Source organism: Streptomyces sp. NPDC043908, from assembly GCF_056435525.1.
The window spans coordinates 271859-294217 of the sequence record NZ_JBWKEI010000006.1 but is presented as its reverse complement, the minus strand read 5'-3'; the positions used below and the strand labels follow the sequence as shown (position 1 = coordinate 294217).

General features: G+C 74.8%; 17 protein-coding genes. 14 read left to right on the top strand and 3 right to left on the bottom strand.

Going from position 1 to position 22359, the window contains the following annotated elements:
- Nucleotides 1–53 precede the first annotated feature (53 nt).
- The 7 genes from AC069K_RS16095 to cobI are packed head-to-tail and all read left to right on the top strand — an operon-like array spanning nucleotide 54 to nucleotide 11045.
- Complete coding sequence (locus AC069K_RS16095; protein ID WP_478616384.1) at nucleotides 54–983, top strand: cobalamin biosynthesis protein; 930 nt, start codon at nucleotides 54–56, stop codon at nucleotides 981–983.
- The gene (locus tag AC069K_RS16090; protein WP_478616382.1) at nucleotides 980–2512 is read left to right on the top strand and encodes a cobyric acid synthase; all 1533 of its coding nucleotides are present in this window, start codon (nucleotides 980–982) and stop codon (nucleotides 2510–2512) included. The genes AC069K_RS16095 and AC069K_RS16090 overlap by 4 nt, the downstream gene beginning before the upstream one ends.
- Nucleotides 2509–6162: a cobaltochelatase subunit CobN gene (gene cobN / locus AC069K_RS16085; protein WP_478616379.1), complete on the top strand. Its 3654-nt coding sequence runs from the start codon at nucleotides 2509–2511 to the stop codon at nucleotides 6160–6162. The genes AC069K_RS16090 and cobN overlap by 4 nt, the downstream gene beginning before the upstream one ends.
- Nucleotides 6159–8165, top strand: coding sequence for a putative cobaltochelatase (locus AC069K_RS16080; RefSeq protein WP_365113868.1), 2007 nt, complete (start codon nucleotides 6159–6161; stop codon nucleotides 8163–8165). Before cobN ends, AC069K_RS16080 begins: the two co-directional genes overlap by 4 nt.
- Nucleotides 8165–8773, top strand: a complete 609-nt coding sequence (gene cobO, locus AC069K_RS16075) for a cob(I)yrinic acid a,c-diamide adenosyltransferase (protein ID WP_358837838.1) — start codon at nucleotides 8165–8167, stop codon at nucleotides 8771–8773. The genes AC069K_RS16080 and cobO overlap by 1 nt, the downstream gene beginning before the upstream one ends.
- A complete protein-coding gene (locus AC069K_RS16070; RefSeq protein WP_478616374.1) occupies nucleotides 8767–10320 on the top strand; it encodes a cobyrinate a,c-diamide synthase in 1554 nt (517 codons plus the stop codon). The genes cobO and AC069K_RS16070 overlap by 7 nt, the downstream gene beginning before the upstream one ends.
- Complete coding sequence (gene cobI, locus AC069K_RS16065) at nucleotides 10317–11045, top strand: precorrin-2 C(20)-methyltransferase (RefSeq protein WP_358836616.1); 729 nt, start codon at nucleotides 10317–10319, stop codon at nucleotides 11043–11045. Before AC069K_RS16070 ends, cobI begins: the two co-directional genes overlap by 4 nt.
- Nucleotides 11046–11080: 35 nt before the next feature.
- Here the strand turns inward: cobI and AC069K_RS16060 are convergent, their stop codons facing one another.
- A complete protein-coding gene (locus AC069K_RS16060) occupies nucleotides 11081–11800 on the bottom strand; it encodes a ZIP family metal transporter (protein WP_358836617.1) in 720 nt (239 codons plus the stop codon).
- Nucleotides 11801–11877: 77 nt separating this feature from the next.
- On the opposite strand from AC069K_RS16060, the gene cobM reads away from it, so the two are divergent.
- Genes cobM through cobC form a run of 6 tightly spaced genes read left to right on the top strand, consistent with a single transcriptional unit; the run spans nucleotide 11878 to nucleotide 18222 of the window.
- The gene (gene cobM, locus AC069K_RS16055) at nucleotides 11878–12714 is read left to right on the top strand and encodes a precorrin-4 C(11)-methyltransferase (protein WP_358836618.1); all 837 of its coding nucleotides are present in this window, start codon (nucleotides 11878–11880) and stop codon (nucleotides 12712–12714) included.
- Entirely contained in the window at nucleotides 12711–13970 is a 1260-nt protein-coding gene (gene cbiE / locus AC069K_RS16050) for a precorrin-6y C5,15-methyltransferase (decarboxylating) subunit CbiE (RefSeq protein WP_478616369.1), read from the top strand. Before cobM ends, cbiE begins: the two co-directional genes overlap by 4 nt.
- Nucleotides 13967–15679 (top strand): precorrin-3B C(17)-methyltransferase, encoded by a 1713-nt coding sequence (cobJ, locus tag AC069K_RS16045; protein ID WP_478616366.1) that lies wholly within the window; start codon nucleotides 13967–13969, stop codon nucleotides 15677–15679. Before cbiE ends, cobJ begins: the two co-directional genes overlap by 4 nt.
- Complete coding sequence (locus tag AC069K_RS16040) at nucleotides 15676–16272, top strand: precorrin-8X methylmutase (RefSeq protein WP_358836621.1); 597 nt, start codon at nucleotides 15676–15678, stop codon at nucleotides 16270–16272. Before cobJ ends, AC069K_RS16040 begins: the two co-directional genes overlap by 4 nt.
- On the top strand, nucleotides 16269–17180 hold the full coding sequence (locus AC069K_RS16035) for a sirohydrochlorin chelatase (RefSeq protein ID WP_358836622.1): 912 nt from the start codon (nucleotides 16269–16271) through the stop codon (nucleotides 17178–17180). Before AC069K_RS16040 ends, AC069K_RS16035 begins: the two co-directional genes overlap by 4 nt.
- A complete protein-coding gene (cobC, locus tag AC069K_RS16030; RefSeq protein ID WP_365113638.1) occupies nucleotides 17152–18222 on the top strand; it encodes an Rv2231c family histidinol phosphate aminotransferase CobC in 1071 nt (356 codons plus the stop codon). Before AC069K_RS16035 ends, cobC begins: the two co-directional genes overlap by 29 nt.
- A gap of 455 nt (nucleotides 18223–18677) precedes the next feature.
- Here the strand turns inward: cobC and AC069K_RS16025 are convergent, their stop codons facing one another.
- Both AC069K_RS16025 and AC069K_RS16020 read right to left on the bottom strand, forming a co-directional pair.
- The gene (locus AC069K_RS16025) at nucleotides 18678–19628 is read right to left on the bottom strand and encodes an SCO1860 family LAETG-anchored protein (protein ID WP_478616360.1); all 951 of its coding nucleotides are present in this window, start codon (nucleotides 19626–19628) and stop codon (nucleotides 18678–18680) included.
- 373 nt (nucleotides 19629–20001) lie between these two features.
- A complete protein-coding gene (locus tag AC069K_RS16020; protein WP_478616357.1) occupies nucleotides 20002–21093 on the bottom strand; it encodes an amidohydrolase family protein in 1092 nt (363 codons plus the stop codon).
- 88 nt (nucleotides 21094–21181) lie between these two features.
- On the opposite strand from AC069K_RS16020, the gene AC069K_RS16015 reads away from it, so the two are divergent.
- Nucleotides 21182–22279 carry a pyridoxal-phosphate-dependent aminotransferase family protein gene (locus AC069K_RS16015; protein ID WP_478616354.1) on the top strand — a complete coding sequence of 366 codons (1098 nt, stop codon included), beginning with the start codon at nucleotides 21182–21184 and terminating at the stop codon, nucleotides 22277–22279.
- Nucleotides 22280–22359 lie beyond the last annotated feature (80 nt).

Below are 22359 nucleotides of genomic sequence, written 5' to 3'. Positions count from 1 at the left end.
GGCACCCCCCGGACGTACCGGAGTTCCCCGCGGCGTTGCGGCGGGCTGATCCCATGCGTGCCGATCGCACTTTCGCGTACGGCGCCACCGCCGGTCTCCTCGGCGACCTCCTCCTCGGCGACCCCCGCCGCGGACACCCGGTCGCCGCGTTCGGCCGTGCCGCGGCCGCCGTGGAGCGCGCGCTGTGGCGCGACCACCGTGGCTGGGGCGCGCTGCACACCGCCGTGTGCGCCGGAGGCGCCGCGGGCGCCGCGCTGCTCGCCACCCGTGCCGTACGCCGCAGTCCCGCCGCCTCCGTCGCCCTGACCGCCGCCGCCACCTGGACGGTCGTGGGCGGCACTTCGCTGGGCCGGGAGGCCCGCGCGATCGGCGCCGCACTCCAGGCGGGAGACGTCGAGGCGGCCCGCGCGCGGCTGCCGCATCTGTGCGGGCGCGACCCGCAGTCGCTGGACGGGCCCGGCATCGCGCGCGCGGTCGTCGAGTCCGTCGCCGAGAACACCTCCGACGCCGTGGTCGGCGCGCTGGTGTGGGGGGCGCTCGCGGGCGTGCCCGGTCTGGTGGCGTTCCGCGCGGTCAACACCCTGGACGCGATGGTCGGCCACCGCTCGCCGCGCCATCTGCGGTACGGGTGGGCCTCGGCGCGCCTGGACGACGTGGCGGGCTGGCCGGGCGCCCGGCTCACGGCCGCGCTCGCGGTCGTGGCGGGAGGCGCGCCGCGCGCCGCCACGCGCGCGTGGCGGTCGGACGCGGCCAAGCACCCGAGCCCCAACGCGGGGCCGGTGGAGGCGTCGTTCGCGGGGGCGCTCGGCGTACGGCTCGGCGGCACCCTCGCGTACGGCGGCCGTGTCGAGAACCGGCCGGTGCTGAACGGGGACGGCCGGGCGGTGGAAGTGGCGGACATCGAGCGGGCGGTGCGGCTGTCGCGCCGGGTGGGCTGGCTGGCGCTGGGTGTGGCGATCGCGGTGAGGAAGGTACGGACATGAGCGGCGGACTGCTGGTCGCGGGCACCACGTCGGACGCGGGGAAGAGCGTCGTCACCGCCGGGATCTGCCGGTGGCTGGTGCGCCGGGGTGTGAAGGTCGCGCCCTTCAAGGGACAGAACATGTCCCTCAACTCCTTCGTCACGCGCGAGGGCGCGGAGATCGGGCGCGCGCAGGCGATGCAGGCGCAGGCGGCGCGCGTGGAGCCGTCCGCGCTGATGAACCCGGTGCTGCTCAAGCCGGGGAGCGACCGTTCGAGCCAGGTCGTGCTGATGGGCAAGCCGGTGGGCGAGTTGAGCGCCCGCGGCTACCACGGCGGGCGCCAGGAGGCGCTTCTGGGCACGGTCGTGGACTGCCTGGAGCGGATGCGGGGCACATATGACGCCGTGATCTGCGAGGGGGCGGGCAGCCCGGCCGAGATCAACCTGCGGCGCACCGACATCGTCAACATGGGCATCGCGCGCGCCGCGAGGCTGCCGGTGGTGGTGGTCGGCGACATCGACCGGGGCGGGGTGTTCGCCTCGTTCTTCGGGACGACGGCGCTGCTGAGCCGCGAGGACCAGGCGCTGGTCGCCGGGTACATCGTCAACAAGTTCCGGGGCGACGTCTCGCTGCTCGAACCCGGTATCGAGATGCTGCGCGGCCTCACCGGGCGCCACACGTACGGGATCCTGCCGTTCGCGCACGGGCTCGGCATCGACGAGGAGGACGGCCTGCGGGTGTCCTTGCGCGGCGCCGTGCGCGAGTCCGTGGTGGCGCCGCCGGTCGGCGAGGACGTGCTGCGGGTCGCGGTGTGCGCGGTGCCGCTGATGTCCAACTTCACGGACGTGGACGCGCTCGCCGCCGAACCGGGCGTGATCGTACGGTTCGTGGACCGGCCCGAGGAGCTGGCCGACGCGGACCTGGTCGTGGTGCCGGGAACCCGGGGCACGGTCCGGGCGTTGGAGTGGCTGAGGGAGCGGGGGCTGGCGCGGGAGCTGGCGCGCAGGGCGGCCGAGGGGCGCCCGGTGCTGGGGATCTGCGGCGGCTACCAGCTGCTCGGCGAACACATCGAGGACGACGTCGAGTCACGGGCGGGTTCCGTGACGGGTCTCGGACTGCTGCCCGTGCGGGTGCGGTTCGCGGCCGAGAAGACCCTCGCCCGGCCGGCCGGCGAGGCGCTGGGCGAGCGCGTGGAGGGATACGAGATCCACCACGGTGTCGCCGAAGTGCTGGGCGGGGACCGGTTCATCTGCGATGACGACGGAAACGGCCTGGACGGATGCCGGGTCGGTGCGGTCTGGGGGACGCACTGGCACGGGGCACTGGAGAGCGACGGATTCAGACGACGGTTCCTGGAGCGGGTCGCGAGCACCGCCGGCCGGCGTTTCGTGCCCGCCCCCGACACGTCGTTCGGGGTGCTGCGCGAGGAGCAGTTGGACCGCCTCGGCGACCTCATCGAAGAACACGCGGACACGGACGCGCTCCTGCGGCTGATCGAGCAGGGCGCGCCCGCAGGACTTCCCTTCATCGCACCTGGAGCACCCGCATGAGCACTGTGCTGTTGTTGTCGACCGCCGACACGGATCTGCTGGCGGCCCGGGCCTCCGGGGCGCCCTTCCGGATCGGCAACCCCACCCGTATCGACGTGGCGGAGGAGCTGCCCGCGCTGATCGAGGGCGCGTCGGTGGCCGTCGTGCGCCTGCTGGGCGGCAAGCGCGCCTGGGAGGACGGTCTTGCCGTCCTGAAGGCGTCCGGCATCCCCACGGTGCTGCTGGGGGGCGAGTCCGTGCCGGACGCGGAGCTGATGGCCGAGTCCTCGGCCCCGGCCGGAGTGGTCGCCGAGGCCCTGCGCTATCTCGTCGAGGGCGGCCCCGGCAACCTCGTGGAGCTGTCGCGGTTCCTCTCCGACACCGTGCTGCTCACGGGCGTCGGCTTCGCGGAGCCGCAGAAGATGCCGGAGTGGGGCGTGCACGGCACGCGCGCGTACGTGGAGGGCCGCCCCACGGTCGGCGTGCTCTTCTACCGCGCCCACCAGCTCTCGGGCAACACCGCCTTCGTCGACGTCCTGTGCGACCGCATCGAGGCCCAGGGCGCCAACGCCCTCGCGGTGTACGTGGGGTCGCTGCGCGGCGCGGACCCGGCGCTCTACGAGACGCTGGGCCGGGCGGACGCGCTGATCGCCACCGTCCTGGCGGCTGGCGGCACCACCGCCTCGCAGGCGAGCGCGGGCGGCGACGAGGAGGCGTGGGACATCGGCGCCCTGGCCGACCTGAACGTGCCGGTGCTGCAAGGGCTCTGCCTGACGTCGTCCAAGGCCGTCTGGGAGGCGTCGGACGCGGCGCTCTCCCCCATGGACGCGGCGATGCAGGTCGCCATCCCCGAGTTCGACGGCCGGCTGATCACCGTCCCGTTCTCCTTCAAGGAGCAGGGCCCCGACGAGGTGCCGGTGTACGTCGCCGACCCCGAGCGGGCCTCCCGGGTCGCCGGGATCGCGGTGCGCCACGCCCGTCTGAAGCACAAGCCGAACGCGGAGAAGAAGCTGGCCCTGGTCTTCACCGCCTACCCCACCAAGCACTCGCGCGTGGGCAACGCGGTGGGTCTGGACACGCCCGCCTCGGCGGTCCGGGTCCTGGACGCGCTGCGGGACGCCGGTTACGGGGTGGAGGGCCACCCGGACAACGGCGACGAGCTGATCCACCGGCTGATCAACGCGGGCGGCCACGACGTGGAGTGGCTCACCGAGGAGCAGCTCGCGGCGGCCCCCGCGCGCGTGCCGCTCGCGGACTACCGCGCCTGGTTCGAGAAGCTGGAGCCGGAGCTGCGCGACAGCATGCTGGAGCACTGGGGCGAGCCCCCGGGCCAGTTGTACGTGGACGGCGACGAGATCGTGCTCGCCTCCCTGCAGTTCGGCAACGTCGTGGTCATGATCCAGCCGCCGCGCGGCTTCGGCGAGAACCCGATCGCGATCTACCACGACCCGGACATGCCGCCCTCGCACCACTACATGGCCGCCTACCGCTGGCTGGAGAACAGCTTCGGCGCCGACGCGATCGTCCACATGGGCAAGCACGGCACCATGGAGTGGCTGCCCGGCAAGGGCCTCGGGCTGTCCTCGGGCTGCGGTCCCGACGCGGTCCTGGGCGACCTGCCGCTGGTCTACCCGTTCATCGTCAACGACCCGGGCGAGGGCACCCAGGCCAAGCGGCGCGGCCACGCCACGGTCGTGGACCACCTCGTCCCGCCGATGGCCCGCGCCGACACCTACGGCGACCTGGCCAAACTGGAGCAGCTCCTCGACGAGTACGCGCTGGTGAGCGATCTCGACCCGACGAAGGCCCCGGCGGTGCGGGCCCAGATCTGGACGCTGGTCAAGGCCGCCGAGCTCCACCACGACCTGCACGTCGACGAGCAGCCGGACGACGGCGACTTCGACGAGTTCGTCATGCACATCGACGGCTACCTCTGCGAGATCAAGGACGTCCAGATCCGCGACGGCCTGCACATCCTGGGCGGCGGCCCCGAGGCCGAGCCCCGGGTCAACCTGGTGCTCGCGGTGCTGCGCGCCTCCCAGGTGTGGGGCGGGCAGGCCAACGCGCTGCCCGGTCTGCGCGCCTCGCTGGCCGAGCACTTCGGCCTGGTGGAGAAGGAGCTGCTGGCGGAGCCGGGCGCGCCGGTGAAGGTCCCGGTGGAGCTCACCGACCTGGTCGAGGGCCCGGCCCGTACGGCGGCCGACACGATCGACCTCCTGGAGCACCTGTGCCGCCGCCTGGCGGAGGGCATGGAGGAGCGCGGCTGGTCGGTCCCGGCCTGCGCCCCGCTGGTCGCCGAGGTCCTGGGCGCCGAACTGCCGGACGCGGTGGCGGTGCTGGAGTTCGCCTGCCGCGAGGTGGTGCCGCGCCTGGCGCGCACGACCGACGAGATCACCCACATCCTGCGGGCGCTCGACGGCGGCTACGTCCCGGCGGGCCCGTCCGGCTCCCCCACCCGTGGCCTGGTCAACGTCCTGCCGACCGGCCGCAACTTCTACTCGGTGGACCCCAAGGCCATCCCCTCGCGGCTGTCCTGGGAGGTCGGCCAGGCGCTCGCCGACTCGCTGGTGGCGCGCTATCTGGCGGACACCGGGGCGTACCCGAAGTCGGTCGGCCTGACCGTGTGGGGCACCTCCGCGATGCGCACCCAGGGCGACGACATCGCCGAGATCCTGGCGCTGCTGGGCTGCCGCCCGGTGTGGGACGAGGCGTCCCGCCGCGTCACCGGCTTCGAGGTGGTCCCGGTCGCGGAGCTGGGCCGTCCCCGCATCGATGTGACGGTCCGCATCTCCGGCTTCTTCCGGGACGCGTTCCCGCACGTGGTCGGGCTGCTCGACGACGCGGTGCGGACGGTGGCGGAGCTGGACGAGCCGGCCGAGTCCAACTACGTCCGGGCGCACGCCGACGAGGACACCGCCGAGCACGGCGACCGCCGCCGCGCCACGGCCCGTATCTTCGGCTCCAAGCCGGGGGCGTACGGGGCGGGTCTGCTCCCCCTGATCGACGCGCGCAACTGGCGCAGCGACGCCGACCTCGCCGAGGTGTACGCGGTGTGGGGCGGTTACGCGTACGGGCGCGGTCTCGACGGGCGCGCGGCGCGCGGCGACATGGAGACGGCGTTCCGCCGGATCGCGGTGGCCGCGAAGAACGTCGACACGCGCGAGCACGACCTGGTCGACGCCGACGACTACTTCCAGTACCACGGCGGCATGGTCGCCATGGTCCGCCATCTGACGGGCGAGTCCCCCGAGGCGTACGTGGGCGACTCGGCCACCCCCGACCAGATCAAGACCCGCACCCTGGGCGAGGAGACCCACCGCGTCTTCCGCGCGCGCGTGGTCAACCCGCGCTGGATGGCGGCGATGCGGCGCCACGGCTACAAGGGCGCCTTCGAGATGGCCGCGACCGTGGACTACCTGTTCGGGTACGACGCGACGGCGGGCGTGGTCGACGACTGGATGTACGAGAAGCTCAGCGCGGAGTACGTGTTCGACGAGACGAACCGGGACTTCATGAAGAAGTCCAACCCCTGGGCCCTGCGCGGCATCACGGAGCGCCTCCTTGAGGCCGCCGACCGCGGTCTGTGGGCCGAACCGGACGCGGAGACGCTGGAGCGGCTCCGCGCGACCTATCTGCAGCTCGAGGGCGACCTGGAGGGTGACGACGCATGAGCACGCCTTATCCGTTCACCGCGATCGTCGGTCAGGACGATCTGCGCCTCGCCCTCCTGCTGAACGCGGTGAGCCCCGCCGTCGGCGGTGTTCTCGTCCGGGGCGAGAAGGGCACCGCGAAGTCGACGGCCGTGCGGGCGCTCTCGGCGCTGCTGCCCGAGGTCGAGGTGGTCACGGGCTGCCGGTTCTCCTGCGACCCGGCCGCGCCCGACCCGGCGTGCCCCGACGGGCCGCACGAGGCGGGGACCGGGGCCGCCCGGCCCGCCCGGATGGTGGAGCTGCCGGTCGGCGCCTCCGAGGACCGCCTGGTGGGCGCGCTGGACATCGAGCGGGCGCTCGCCGAGGGTGTGAAGGCCTTCGAGCCCGGTCTGCTCGCCCACGCGCACCGGGGCATCCTCTACGTGGACGAGGTCAACCTCCTCCACGACCACCTGGTCGACCTGCTGCTCGACGCCGCCGCGATGGGCGCCTCGTACGTGGAGCGCGAGGGCGTCTCGGTACGGCACGCCGCGCGCTTCCTGCTGGTGGGCACCATGAACCCGGAGGAGGGCGAGCTCAGGCCGCAGCTCCTGGACCGGTTCGGGCTGACCGTGGAGGTCTCGGCGTCCCGGGAGCCGGACCAGCGGGTCGAGGTGGTCCGCAGGCGCCTGGCGTACGACGACGAGCCGGCCGCGTTCGCGGCGCGCTGGGCGGACGAGGAGAGCGCGGTCCGGGCGCGGATCATCGCCGCGCGCGCGTTGCTGCCCCGGGTCCGGCTCGGCGACGGCGCGCTGCGGCAGATCGCGGCCACCTGCGCGGCCTTCGAGGTCGACGGCATGCGGGCCGACATCGTGATGGCGCGCACCGCGACGGCGCTGGCCGCCTGGGCGGGGCGCGAGGAGGTGCTCGCCGAGGACGTGCGGCAGGCGGCGCTGCTGGCGCTGCCGCACCGCCGCCGGCGCAACCCCTTCGACGCCCCGGGCCTGGACGAGGACAAGCTCGACGACACGCTCCAGGAGTTCGGGGACACGGGCGAGGACGACGACCCGGACCCGGACGGTCCGGGCGGCGGGGGCGGGCAGCCCCCGCAGGACGGCGGCCCGGCGCCGGAGGCGGGCACGGGCGACACCCCCGCGCGTCCCGAGGCGGGCGAGGGCGGCGAGCCGCAGCCGTCCGGCGCGGGCGAGCAGCAGGCGGTCCGGGCCGGCGAGCCGTTCCGTACGAAGATGCTGAGCGTGCCGGGCCTCGGCGAGGGCGCGGCCGGGCGCCGCTCGCGGGCCCGCACGGCGCACGGGCGCACCACCGGCGCCCGCCGCCCCCAGGGCGCCCTCACCAAGCTGCATCTGGCGGCGACGGTCCAGGCGGCCGCGCCGCACCAGCGGGCGCGCGGGCGTTCGGGGCGCGGGCTCGTCGTGCGGCGCGACGATCTGCGCCAGGCGACCCGGGAGGGCCGCGAGGGCAATCTGGTGCTCTTCGTCGTCGACGCCTCGGGGTCGATGGCGGCCCGGCAGCGGATGGGCGCGGTCAAGGGCGCGGTGCTGTCGCTGCTCCTCGACGCGTACCAGCGGCGGGACAAGGTCGGCCTGATCACCTTCCGCGGCAAGGACGCGGAGGTGGCGCTGCCGCCGACGTCGTCGGTGGACGCGGCGGCGGTCCGTCTGGAGACGCTGCCGACCGGCGGGCGCACCCCGCTGGCGGCCGGGCTGCTGAAGGCGCACGACGTGCTGCGGGTGGAGCGGATGCGCGATCCGTCGCGGCGGCCGCTGCTCGTGGTGGTGACGGACGGGCGGGCCACCGGTGGCGTGGACCCGGTGGCGCTGGCGGGCCGTTCGGCCCGGCTGCTGGCGGCCGAGGGGGTCGCTTCGGTGGTCGTGGACTGCGAGGCGGGCGCGGTGCGCCTGGGGCTCGCGGCGGAGCTGGCGCGCGAGCTGGGCGGTCCCGCGGTGACGCTCGACGAGCTGCGGGCCGACTCGATCGCGGGCCTGGTCAAGGACGTACAGGGGACGAACAGGAGGGCCGCCTGATGCCGCAGGGACAGCCGAGTGTGGTGCCGGAGGACGGTCTGACGACCCGTCAGCGGCGTAACAGGCCGCTGGTCGTGGTCCACACGGGCATCGGCAAGGGCAAGTCGACGGCCGCGTTCGGGCTCGCGCTGCGGGCCTGGAACCAGGGCTGGCCGATCGGGGTGTTCCAGTTCGTCAAGTCGGCGAAGTGGAAGGTCGGCGAGGAGAACGCGCTGAAGGTGCTCGGCGCCTCCGGCGAGGGCGGCAGCGTCGCCTGGCACAAGATGGGCGAGGGCTGGTCGTGGATCCAGCGCGCCCCCTCGGAGGGCGAACTCTCCAACGAGGAGAAGGCCCGCGAGGGCTGGGAGCAGGTCAAGCGGGACCTGGCCGCCGAGACGTACCGGCTGTACGTGCTCGACGAGTTCGCCTACCCCATGCACTGGGGCTGGATCGACACCGACGAGGTCGTCGCGGTGCTGCGGGACCGCCCCGGCACCCAGCACGTGGTGATCACCGGGCGCAACGCCCCGGAGAAGCTGGTGGACTTCGCGGACCTGGTGACCGACATGTCCAAGGTCAAGCACCCGATGGACGCCGGCCAGAAGGGGCAGCGGGGCATCGAGTGGTAGCACGTCTCGTCATCGCGGCCCCCTCGTCGGGCAGCGGGAAGACCACGGTCGCGACGGGCCTGATGGCCGCGCTCGCCGCGACCGGTCTCACCGTGTCCCCGCACAAGGTCGGCCCCGACTACATCGACCCCGGCTACCACGCCCTGGCCACGGGGCGCCCGGGGCGCAACCTCGACGCGTACCTGTGCGGGGAGTCGCTGGTGGCCCCGCTGTTCGCGCACGGGGCGCGGGGGTGCGACGTCGCGGTGGTCGAGGGCGTGATGGGGCTGTACGACGGGGCGGCCGGGCTCGGTGAGCTGGCCTCCACCGCCCAGGTGGCGAAGCTGCTGCGGGCGCCGGTGGTGCTGGTCGTCGACGCGTCCTCGCAGTCGCGGTCGGTGGCGGCGCTGGTGCACGGCTTCGCGTCCTGGGATCCCGGGGTGCGGATCGGCGGGGTGATCCTCAACAAGGTGGCCTCGGACCGGCACGAGGCGCTGCTGCGGGAGGCGCTGGACGAGTCCGGCGTCCCGGTCCTCGGCGCCCTGCGGCGCGCGGCCCCGCTGTCGACGCCGTCGCGCCATCTGGGCCTGGTGCCGGTGGCCGAGCGGCGCGCCGACGCGGTGGCCGCGGTGGCGGCGATGGCGGAGCGGGTGCGGCAGGGGTGCGATCTGGCCGCGCTGGTGGCACTGGCGCGCTCGGCGCCGCGGCTCGGGTGCGAGCCGTGGGACGCCTTGGAGGTGTTGCTCCCCCACCCCGCCCCTTCCCGAAAGCCCTCTGGCGGGCGGCCGGACGGTTCGTCCGCGGACCGTGGCGGGCTGGTCGCGCAGTTCCCCGCGCCCCTGGGGGGTGCGGCCGCGCCGGGTTGCGAGGCGCGGGGCGGAACAGGGGCCGCAGGCCCCGTTCCCTCAGGGGCGCGGGGAACTGCGCGACCAGCCCCCACCGGGCCGCAGACGACCACCGGGCACCGCCGCCCCGTCGTCGCCCTCGCCGGCGGCCCCGCCTTCACGTTCTCGTACGCCGAGCACGCCGAACTGCTCGCCGCCGCCGGGGCGGAGGTCGTGGTGTTCGACCCGCTCAGGGACGAGGCGCTTCCTCACGGCACCGCCGGACTCGTCATCGGCGGCGGCTTCCCCGAGGTGTACGCGGCCGAGCTCAGCGCCAACGAGCCGCTGCGCGAGGCCGTCGGCGCGCTCGCGCGGTCGGGGGCGCCCGTCGCCGCCGAGTGCGCCGGGCTGCTCTATCTGGCGCGTTCGCTCGACGGACAGCCGATGTGCGGCGTCCTGGACGCCGACGCGCGGATGACGGAACGGCTGACACTCGGGTACCGCGAAGCCGTGGCCGTGGGCGACAGTTGCCTGGCCGAGGCCGGAACGCGGCTGCGCGGCCACGAGTTCCACCGGACCGTCCTGGATCCGGGGGCCGGACCCGCGCCCGCGTGGGGCCTGGTGCACCCGGAGCGCCGGGTCGAGGGGTTCGTCCAGCAGGGCGTGCACGCGAGCTATCTGCACACGCACTGGGCCGCACGGCCCGCCATCGCCCGTCGGTTCGTCGAGAGGTGCCCGCAATGAGCAAGCTGGTCGGAGTCGGAGTGGGGCCCGGCGACCCGGAGTTGGTGACCGTCAAGGGCGTCAAGGCGCTCCAGGCCGCCGACGTGGTCGTCGTACCCGTCATGGACACCGGGGAGCGCGGCCGCGCCGAGGCGACCGTGCTCCACTACGTGGACGGCGCCAGGATCGTCCGGGTCGTCTTCGCGCTCAACGAGCGCACCGACCGCGGCCGGCGCGAGGCGGCCTGGGACGCGGCGGGCGAGACGGTCGCCGCGCTGCTGCGCGCGCACGAGCGCGTCGCCTTCGCGACCATCGGCGACCCCAATGTGTACTCGACGTTCACCTACCTCGCCCAGACCATCACCGAGCTGGTGCCGGGCACGGAGATCGTCACCGTGCCCGGGATCACCGCCATGCAGGACCTCGCCGCGCGTTCGGGCGCCGTGCTCACCGAAGGCACCGAGCCGCTCACGCTGGTCCCCGTCACCGCCGGGGCGACCGTCCTGAAGGACGCGCTGGAGGGGCCGGGGACGGTCGTGGCGTACAAGTTCGGCCGCCAGGCCGGTGAGGTGGCGGCCGCGCTGCGCGCGACCGGGCGGATCGACGACGCGGTGTGGGGCTCGGCGCTCGGCCTGGACGAGGAGCTCATCAGCCCGGCCGCCGAGCTGGACGGCCGCACCCTGCCCTACCTCTCCACGCTCATCGCGCCCGCCCGGCGCGAGGGCGGACGCGGCGGCAAGCTGTGACCGCGCCGCCGCCCCCGCCCCGGGCGCCCCGGGGCTCATCCCGCGATGCCCACCACCAGCCAGATGAAGGCCACGCCCGCGACCGTGCAGAGCAGCGTCGAGCGGGCCGGGTGGTCGTGGTGCGCCTCGGGCAGGATCTCGGCGGCGGCCAGATACAGCAGCACCCCGCTGAAGAACCCCAGATAGCCTCCGAGCAGCTCGGCCGGAAGAGTGAACAGCAGGGTGGAGGCGGCGCCGGCCATCGGGGCGAACGCGTCCGCGACGAGCATGGCGACGGCCTTGCGCTTGTCGTTCCCGTACAGGCTGGTGATCGTGTAGGTGTTGAAGCCGTCGGCGAAGTCGTGGGTGATCACCGCGACCGCCACGGCCGCGCCCATGCCGCCGCCCACCTGGAACGCGGCGCCGATCGCGATGCCGTCCATCAGGCTGTGCCCGACCATCGCCGCGGCGGCCGTCAGGCCCACCTGCGGCGCCCTCTCGTCCGCCCCGTGGGCCGCCCGGCGCACCGCAAGGAGGCGTTCCACCAGGTGGGCGAGGAGGAAGCCGCCCACGAACAGCAGCAGCCCGGCCGGAACGCCGAAGACGTCGTCGCCCGCCGCCTCCAGTGCCTCCGGCAGCAGGTCGAGCCCGACCACGCCGAGCATCAGGCCGCCCGCCAGTCCCAGCACCAGATGGCGCCGGTCGGTGACGCGCTGGGCCGTCCAGCCGCCGACCAGTGTCATCAGGAAGGCGCCGAGCGCCACGATCACCACCATGCGCCCTTGCTAACCGACTGACCCACCCCCGCGCATTTCGCTTTACCGACTGTGTGACGTACGAGAGGACCCCTCCCATGGCCGATGCCCCCACCGGCAGGCTGACCGTCGTCGGCGCCGGCCCCGGCGCCGCCGACCTGCTGACGTTCCGTGCCGCCCGGGCGATCGCCGAGGCCGACGTGGTCATCTGGGCCGCGAGCCTGGTCCAGGCCGAGGTCCTGGACCACGCGCGCGAAGACGCCGAGATCCTGGATTCGGCGGCGATGTCCCTGGAGGACGTCGTCGGCGTGTACGAGCGGGCCGCCCGCGAGGGCCTGAAGGTCGCCCGGATCCACTCCGGCGACCCGGCGCTGTGGGGCGGCACCCAGGAGCAGCTCGACCGGGTGGCGGGGCTCGGCCTGGAGGTCGAGATCGTCCCGGGCGTCTCCTCGTTCTCGGCGGTCGCGGCGATCGCCCAGCGCGAGCTGACCATCCCGGAGGTGGCCCAGTCCGTGATCCTCACCCGTCTGGGCGGCGGCAAGACGCCGATGCCGCCCGGCGAGGAGGTGCGCGAGTTCGCCCGGCACGGCACGACCATGGCCGTCTTCCTGTCCGCCGCCCGCTCCGGCCAGCTGGTCGAGGAGCTCCTTGAGGGGGGCTACCCGACGTCGACGCCGGTCGTCGTGGCGTACCAGGCGACCTGGCCCGAGGAGCTGGTGCTGCGCTGCACGATCGGCACGCTGGAGGAGACGGTCAAGGAGCACAAGCTCTGGAAGCACACGCTCTTCCTGGTCGGCCCGGCCCTGTCGGCGTCCGGCACCCGCTCGCACCTCTACCACCCGGGCCACTTCCACGGCTTCCGCCGGGCCGATCCGGCGGCCCGGCGCGCGCTGAAGGCCGAGAACGCCGAGAAGGCGGAGCGCTCCCCGTCATGATCACCGTCATCGGTACGGGGACGGGCGCGCCGCTGGCCCCGGACGCCCTGGCGGCGCTCGCCGAGGCCACGCTGGTCACCGGCGCGGCCCGCCATCTCGCGGCGGCCGAGGTCCCGCCGGGCGCCAAGCAGGTGGTGCTCGGTCCGCTGGCGCCCGCCCTCGACGCCATCGCCGAGCACCGCGAGCGCGGCGGCCGGGTCGTGGTGCTGGCCTCCGGCGACCCCGGGTTCTTCGGGATCGTCCGGGCGCTGGCCGAACGGTTCGGCCCGCGTGAGCTGGACGTACGGCCGGGGACCGCCTCGGTGGCCGTGGCCTTCGCCCGGCTGGGGCTGCCCTGGGACGACGCGCTGGTGGTCAGCGCGCACGGGCGGGATCTGCGCACGGCCGCCAACGTGTGCCGGGCGCACCCCAAGACCGCCGTGCTCACCGGCCCCGGCGCCGGCCCCGCCGAGCTCGGCGCGGAGCTCGCCCGCCGGGCGCCCGAGCGCGTCCTGGTGGTCGCGTCGGCGCTGGGCGACCCGCGGCGGGAGCGGCTGGTGCGGGTGACCCCTGCGGAGGCCGCGGCCCGGGAGTGGGACGCGGTCAGCGTGATCATCTGCCTGGACGAGGAGCAGGCGCTCTCGCCGGTGCGCACGGTCGCGGGCGGGCGGGCCACGCCCGACCGCTGGGCGCTGGAGGAGAGCGCGTTCGCCCACCGCGACTCGATGATCACCAAGGCCGAGGTCCGGGCCCTCGCGCTGGCCCGGATCGGCCCCCGCCTGGGCGATCTCGTCTGGGACATAGGGGCCGGGTCGGGCTCGGTGGCCGTGGAGTGCGCCCGGTTCGGGGCGGCGGCGGTCGCGGTCGAGAAGACCGCCGAGGGCTGCGAGCACGTCCGGGCCAACGCGGCGGCGCACCACGTGGACGTACGGGTGGTGCACGGCGCGGCGCCCACGGTCCTGTCGGACCTGGCCGACCCGGACGCGGTGTTCATCGGCGGGGGCGGCCGTGAGCTGCCCGCGATCGTCACGGCCTGCGCCCGCCGGGCCCGGCGCACGGTGGTGGTGGCGCTGGCCGCGCTCGACCGTGTTCCGGCGGTGCGGGCGGCGCTGGCCGGGGCCGGTCTGGAGACCGACGGGGTGCTGCTCCAGGCCTCGCGGCTCGCGCCGCTGCCCGGCGACGTGACCCGGCTCGCCGCCGCCAACCCCGTCTTCCTGCTGTGGGGCGACCGCCCCGCACCCTCTGCCGTATCGGTTGTCGAAGGAGCTGTTCAGTGATCGGCCTGATCTCCGCCACCGCGGCGGGCGCCATCGCCCGCGACCGGTTGGCCGCGGCCTGGCCCGGCCGGGTCCGGGTGTACGAAGGACCCGTGCGGGAGGCCGTCGGGCAGGCCTTCGCCGAGTGCGAGGCGCTGGTGTGCTTCCTCGCCACCGGGGCCACCGTCCGGCTGCTCGCCCCGCTGCTCGCGGACAAGGCGTCCGACCCGGGCGTGGTCTGCGTGGACGAGGCCGGGCGCTTCGCCGTCTCCCTGCTCGGGGGCCACGGGGGCGGTGCCAACGCGCTGGCCGGCGAGGTCGCCGAAGTCCTCGGCTGTACGCCGGTGGTGACCACGGCGACGGACGCGGTGGGCGTGCCGGGCCTGGACACCCTCGGTCTGCCCGTCGAGGGCGCGGTGGCCGCGGTCTCGCGCGCGGTGCTGGACGGCTCGCCCGTGGCGCTGCGCGCGGACGGGGTGTGGCCGCTGCCGGCCCTTCCGCCGAACGTGCGCCCCGACGTCGAGGGCCCCGCCACCCTCCACCTCACCGACCGGCTGCTGGAACCGGGCCCGCACGAGGCCGTACTTCGGCCGAAGTCCCTGGTCGTCGGCGTCGGCGCGTCCAAGGGCGCCCCCGTGGAGGAGGTGCTCGGCCTGATCGAGGACACCCTCGCGGGCGCGGGCCTCAGCGCGCTGAGCGTGGCGGCGCTGGCCACCGTGGACGCGAAGTCCGGGGAGCCGGGCCTCGTGGAGGCCGCCTCCCGGCTCGGGGTGCCGCTCACCGCGTACAGCGCGGAGGAGCTCGCCGGGATCACCGTGCCGAACCCGTCCGACGCGCCGCTGGAGGCCGTCGGGACGCCGAGCGTCGCGGAGGCCGCCGCGCTCGCGGGCGGGGGTGAACTGCTGGTGCCCAAGCGGAAGTCGAGCCCCGAGGGGCGTGCCGCGATGGCCACCTGCGCGGTGGTGCGGCGCGCTCCGCGCGGACGGCTCGCGGTCGTCGGGCTCGGCCCCGGCGCCCGTGACCTGCTCACCCCTCGCGCCAAGGACGAGCTGCGCCGGGCCTCGGTGCTCGTCGGGCTCGACCAGTACGTGGACCAGATCCGCGATCTGCTGCGGCCCGGCACCACGGTCCTGGAGTCGGGGCTCGGCGCCGAGGAGGAGCGGGCCCGTACCGCCGTCGCCCAGGCGCGCGCCGGGCACGCGGTCGCGCTGATCGGCTCCGGCGACGCGGGGGTGTACGCGATGGCGTCGCCCGCGCTCGCCGAGGCGGCCGACGACATCGAGGTGGTGGGCGTGCCGGGCGTGACGGCCGCGCTGGCCGCCGCCGCGATCCTGGGCGCGCCGCTGGGCCACGACCACGTCTCCATCTCGCTCTCGGACCTGCACACGCCGTGGGAGGTCATCGAGCGCCGCGTCCGGGCGGCGGCCGAGGCGGACATCGTGGTGACCTTCTACAACCCGCGCAGCCGGGGCCGCGACTGGCAGCTGCCCAAGGCGCTCGGCATCCTCGCCGGGCACCGCGCCGCGCACACCCCGGTCGGCGTGGTGCGCAACGCCTCGCGCCCCGACGAGAGCAGCCGGCTGACCACGCTCGGCGCGCTGGACCCGGCGACCGTGGACATGATGACCGTGGTGACCGTGGGCAACACGGCCACCCGGGAGATCGCCGGCCGCATGGTGACCCCGCGCGGCTACCGCTGGCAGACCTCCTCCCCCGGGGAGGCCAAGTGAGCAGGCCCTGGGAGCGTACGGTCCACCCCATCGAGGTGGAGTCGTACCGGCGGATGCGCGCCCGCCTCGACACCTCGCACTTCGCGCCGCTGACGCGGGCGGTGGTGGAGCGGGTCGTCCACTCCGCCGCCGACCTCGGCTACGCCACGGACCTCGTCATGGACGAGGACGCGCTGGTCCAGGCCCATGCGGCGCTGCACGCCGGGGCGCCGGTCGTCACCGACGTGGAGATGGTCGCGGCCGGGATCACCCGGCGCGAGACGGTCTGCCGCCTCCGGGACGCCGAGTCCGGTCCCGGGCTCACGCGGTCGGCCCACGCCGTCCGGCTCGCGTACGAGCAGGTGGGCCCCGGCGCGCTCTGGGTGATCGGCAACGCGCCCACCGCCCTGGAGGAGCTCCTGACCCTCGACGCCGCGCCCGCGCTGGTGATCGGGCTTCCGGTCGGCTTCGTCGGCGCCGTCGAGTCCAAGCAGGCACTGCGGGAGAGCGGCCTGCCCGCCGTCAGCAACGTTTCCGAGAAGGGCGGCTCGGCGGTGGCCTCCGCCGCGCTCAACGCCCTTCTGTACCACCCCCTCGCCAAGGAGAAGCAGTGACCACCCCCCAGACCAAGCCCGCCCTGCTCATCGCCGGGCACGGCACCCGGGACGACGCCGGGGCCGAGGCGTTCCGCGCGTTCGTCGAGGAGCTCGGCCGCCGCAACCCCGAACTGCCCGTCGCGGGCGGCTTCATCGAGCTGTCGCCGCCGCCGCTGGGCGACGCCGTGACCTCGCTCGTCGAGCAGGGGGTCAAGCGGTTCGCCGCGGTGCCCCTGATGCTGGTGTCGGCCGGACACGCCAAGGGCGACATCCCGGCCGCGCTCACCCGCGAGAAGGAGCGCCACCCCGGCATCTCCTACACCTACGGCCGCCCGCTCGGGCCGCACCCCTCGCTGCTCGCGGTCCTGGAGCGCCGGGTCGACGAGGTCATCGACGGCCTCGACCGCTCCGAGGTGACGGTCCTCCTGGTCGGCCGGGGCTCCACCGACCCCGACGCCAACTCCGAGGTCCACAAGGCGGCCCGGCTGTTCTGGGAGGGCCGCGGTTACGCGGGCGTGGAGACCGCCTTCGTCTCGCTCGCCGCGCCCGACGTGCCGGCCGGTCTCGACCGCTGCGAGAAGCTGGGCGCGCGGAACATCGTCGTCCTGCCGTACTTCCTCTTCACCGGCATCCTGCCGGACCGGGTGCGGCAGCAGACCGAGGAGTGGGCGGCGGCGCACCCCGCTCTCGACGTGCGCTCCGCCGACGTCATCGGCGCGGCCGAGGAGCTGCACACGCTGGTCATGGAGCGGTACGAGGAGGCGGTGAAGGGGGATCTGCGGATGAACTGCGACTCCTGCGTCTACCGGATCGCGCTGCCCGGATTCGAGGACAAGGTGGGAATGCCCCAGCAGCCCCACTTCCACCCGGACGACGACGGCCACCATCATCACCACCATGGCAGCCATGCGCACGCACATCACTGAGCACGATCTGCGCCACCACGGGGACGCGGAGGTCCGTGACGCCGGCGCGGGTCTCACCGACCTCGCGGTCAACGTACGGGCGGACACTCCCCCGGAGTGGCTGCGGGAGCGGATCGCCGCGTCCCTGACCGGGCTCGCCGCCTACCCCGACGGGCGGGCGGCGCGGGCGGCGGTCGCCGAGCGGCACGGGCTGCCGGTGGAGCGGGTGCTGCTGACGGCGGGGGCGGCGGAGGCGTTCGTGCTGCTCGCGCGGGCCCTTCCGGTCCGCCACCCCGTGGTGGTGCATCCGCAGTTCACCGAGCCCGAGGCGGCGCTGCGGGACGCCGGGCACGAGGTCCGGCGGGTCCTGCTGCGCCCTCGGGACGGCTTCCGGCTCGACCCGGCGGCCGTCCCCGAGGAGGCGGACCTGGTCGTGGTGGGCAACCCCACCAACCCCACGTCGGTGCTGCACCCCGGCGGGGTGCTGGCCGCGCTCGCCCGGCCCGGGCGGACGCTGGTCGTGGACGAGGCGTTCATGGACGCGGTACCGGGCGAGCGGGAGGCGCTGGCGGGGCGTACGGACGTGCCGGGCCTGGTGGTCCTGCGCAGCCTCACCAAGACGTGGGGCCTGGCGGGCCTGCGGATCGGCTACGTCCTGGCCGAGCCGTCGGTGGTGGCCGCGCTCTCCCGGGCCCAGCCGCTGTGGCCCGTCTCCACGCCCGCCCTGGTGGCGGCGGAGGCGTGCGTGTCGCCGAGGGCGCTGGCGGAGGCGGAGGAGGCGGCCCACCGCCTCGCCGCGGACCGGGCGCATCTGGTGGCGGGGCTGGGCGAGTTCGAGGAGGTACGGGTGGTGGAGGCGGCCCAGGGCCCGTTCGTCCTGGTACGGATGGCCGCTGCCGTGGAGGTACGGGCGCGGCTGCGGGGTCTGGGGTTCCTGGCGCGGCGGGGCGACACGTTCCCGGGCCTCGGCCCGGAGTGGCTGCGGCTCGCGGTCCGGGACCGCGCGACGACGAATCGTTTCCTCCAGGCCCTGGACCAGGCCCTGACGCTGACGTCGGCGTAACCCTCCGGGGGCGGGGGCCGAAACCGGGGCGGCGGGGACGCGCCCACGCCCCCGGACGGGCTTCCTTCATCTGCGGCCAGGTGGTGGGCCGGTCGGGCAGCTCCCCGCGCCCCCAGGTACGCAGGGGCGCGCGGAACCGAGCGCTCAGCCACACACAACCCACGGACGCCCCCACAGACCGAGCCCTGAAGGGACGCGGGGAGCGGGGAACTGCGCGACCAGCCACCCACAGCCCACAGACGAACCGCCTCGGCTCAACGCCCCCGACCCGGCGCAAGCCCAACCCCCAAGGGGCGCGGGGAACTGCGCGACCAGCCCACCACCCACCCGCAGACAAACCCCAACCCCCAAGGGGCGCGGGGAACTGCGCGAGTAAGCCTCCACGGTCCGCAGACGTACAAGCAGGCCGCCCGCCGGAGGGCTTTCGGGAAGGGGCGGGGTGGGGGCAAACCCCCTCAGCCCCTACGCGCCCGCACCACCCCCACCCCACCCAACGCCACCAGCACAACAGCCCCACCCACCACATATCCCACCGACGAACCCCCACCCGTCTCCGCCAACGCGGTCTCCCCCACGGTCTGCGCCCGCACCACCCCCGTACTCGACGTACGCGCGACGGGAGCGGGCGCGGGGGACGGCGCCGACGCCGGGGCCTCGCAGCGGGCCTCCCCGAGCGTCACCTCCCCCTCCACCTCCGCCACGTTCAGCTTCAGCGGATTCACCGACACCCGCAGCCGCAGCGCCGTCGCCGCCGCCGTCCGCGACGTCGTGTGCGTCGACGACAGGTCCAGGGTCACCTCACCCACCCCCGGCACCGCCACCCGCGTCGTCCCGCCCGTCGTCAGGGTGAGCTTCCTGCCCAGGACCGTCACCGCGCCCAGCGGGTTGGACGAGGCCACCGGGCGCGCGCCCGCCGCGCAGACCGCCTTGGAGGTCACGTCCTCGACCTCCACCAGGGACAGCAGCGGCAGACCGGGGACGTGCAGCCGGGCGTGGAGGAGGCGGGCGGTGGCCTCCGCCCGGCCCGCCCCCACCGTCGCCGTCGCGGTCGCCACGTCCGCCTTCAGGACGTTCACCGGCCGGCCCTTCTCGACGCCGTCGAGCTTCACCTCCAGCGCCGTCCGGCCCGCCGTGCCCGAACCGGCCGGCGCCTGGACCTCGTTGAGCGTGGCCTTCAGGGGGATGTCGACCGTCTTGTCGAGGAGCGAGACGTCCAGGCCCGTGCGGAGCACCACCGCGCTCGCCCGGCCCTGGCCGCCGCCGGTCGCCGAAACCGCGCCCGGACCCGCGCCGGCACCCGGACCCGTCGCGTACGCCGGGACGGGCGTCGCGAGGGCCAGGGAGCCGAGGGTCAGGGCCAGCGCGGCCGAGGTGCGTACGGGCAGGCGGAAGTTGATCGTGTTCACGGTGGTGGAACCCCCACAGGAGACATGAGCCGTCACCCGGCGCGCGCCACCACGGGGACTCGTGGGACTCGGGTGAGCCAGGGGCGCGCCAGTGACGGGAGACACCGGAATCTTTACGCACGGAGAGTGAAAGCACGTCTACGCGGCGTCAGTTCACCCCAAGGGGGGTCGTACTGACCGTCCGTTCGACTTCGCTCGCCCATCCGTTCCCAGCAGGGGGCCTGTCCGTCCCCCCTGCGGCGTACGCCGGTGGCCCGCGCCGGCGTACCTGTCGCCGCGGCCGAAACGGCTACAACGAGCCACTCACCGGACCGTCACCCTCCGCGTCAACTCCCCGCAACCACACCCACACCCGCGTCCGCACCCGGCCCCGTCACCCCACGATGCGCCCGTTCAGCACGATCCGGCTCGGCGCCGCCAGCACCCGTACGTCCGCCCGCGGGTCCCCCTCGTACACCACGAGGTCCGCCGGAGCGCCCTCCTCCAGTGCCGGGCGGCCCAGCCAGGCGCGGGCGCCCCAGGCCGTGGCGGAGAGGGCCTCGACCGGCGGGATGCCGGCCTTCACCAGCTCCGCGACCTCCGCCGCGACCAGGCCGTGCGCCATCGAGCCGCCCGCGTCGGTGCCGACGAAGACGGGGATGCCGGCGTCGTGGGCCGCGCGGACGGTGTCGTAGCGGCGGGCGTGGAGGCGGCGCATATGGGCCGACCACCGGGGGAACTTGGCCTGGCCGCCGTCCGCGAGGTGCGGGAACGTGGCGATGTTGACCAGGGTCGGGACGATGGCGACGCCGCGCTCGGCGAAGAGCGGGATCGTGTCCTCGGTCAGGCCCGTGGCGTGCTCGACGCAGTCGATGCCCGCCTCGACCAGGTCGCGCAGGGAGTCCTCCGCGAAGCAGTGGGCCGTCACCCGGGCGCCGAGCCGGTGGGCCTCGGCGATCGCCGCCTCCACCTCCCCGCGCGGCCAGCACGGCGCGAGGTCGCCCACCTCGCGGTCGATCCAGTCGCCGACCAGCTTCACCCAGCCGTCGCCGCGCCGCGCCTCGCGGGCCACGTACGCGACGAGGTCGCCGGGCTCGATCTCATGGGCGTAGTTGCGGATGTAGCGGCGGGTGCGGGCGATGTGGCGGCCCGCCCTGATGATCTTCGGCAGGTCCTCGCGGTCGTCGATCCAACGGGTGTCGGAGGGCGAGCCCGCGTCCCGCAGGAGCAGGGTGCCCGCCTCCCGGTCCGTCAGCGCCTGCTTCTCGCTGGTCTCGTCGTCGACCGGGCCGTGCCGGTCGAGCCCGACGTGGCAGTGCGCGTCGACCAGGCCGGGCAGCGCCCACCCGGTGACCGTGACGGCGTCCACCGCGCCCGGCGGACGCTCGTAGGTGATCCGGCCGTCCACCGCCCACAGTTCGTCCCGCACCTCCTCCGGACCGACGAGCACCCGCCCCTTCACTCGCAGCACCACGTCATCGCTCATGGTCAGCACTGTACGAGGCGCTGGGTACCCTCGACCGGGTACACCCGCCCGGGCACCGAGCACCCGCTGATGTGAAGAAGGCACCGCTGTGACGCACCCGTTCCTCGACCTGCCCCCGTTGACCGCCGCCCGTTTCGCGGCCATCGAACGGCGGGTGGCGGCGCTGCTCGCCACCGAGCAGGACGTGGTGATCACGCAGGGCGAGGCGCTGCTGCCGCTGGAGGGCTGTATCCGGGGTGCCGCACATCCGGGGTCCACCGCGCTGAACGTGGTGACCGGCCCGTACGGGCAGACCTTCGGCGACTGGCTGCGGGACTGCGGGGCGCACGTGGTCGATCTGGAGGTGCCCTTCCACACGGCCGTCTCCGCCGAGCAGATCGACCGGGCCCTCACCGACCACCCGGAGATCGACTTCGTCTCGCTGGTGCACGCGGAGGCGGCGACCGGGAACACCAACCCGGTCGCGGAGATCGGCGAGGTGGTCCGCCGGCACGGCGCGCTGTTCATGCTGGACGCGGTGGCGTCGGTGGCCGCCGAGCCGCTGCTGCCGGACGCGTGGGGGGTGGACCTGTGCGTGATCGGCGCGCAGAAGGCGATGGGCGGCCCGGCGGGCGTCTCGGCGGTGTCGGTCAGCGAGCGGGCCTGGGCGCGCATCGCCGCCAACCCGAAGGCCCCGCGCCGCTCCTACCTCTCGCTCCTCGACTGGAAGGAGCGCTGGATCGACGGCGGCCGTAAGGCGCTGCTGCACGCCCCGGCGCAGCTGGAGATGCTGGCGCTGGAGGCGTGTGTGGAGCGGATCGAGGCGGAGGGCCTGGACGTGGTGATGGCCCGGCACGCCCGCGCCGCCGCCGCGACCCGGGCCGGCGCCTCGGCGCTCGGCGGCGGGCTGCGGCCGTATGTGCGCCAGGAGCGGGACGCGGCCCCGGTGGCCACGACGCTGCGCGTCCCCGAGGGCGTCGACGCCTCGGAGCTGGTGGCGCGGGCGCTGGCGGCCGATCCCTCGCTGCCGCTGATCGCGGGCGGCGGGGCGCTGGCCAAGGAGATGGTCCGGGTCAACCACTACGGGGCCGACGCCACCGAGGAAGCGGTCCGGGGCTCGCTCGTGGCGCTGGGGGCGGCGCTGGGTGCGCTGGGCGTGGCGGTCGATACGGAAGCCGCCCTCAAGGCTGTTTCCCAAGCCTGGTGAAACCAACCCGATGACACCTTTACCGCGAACAAATAGCCGGCGAATTCCCCTAAACGGGAAGCTGCTTTATCCGGAGCAGC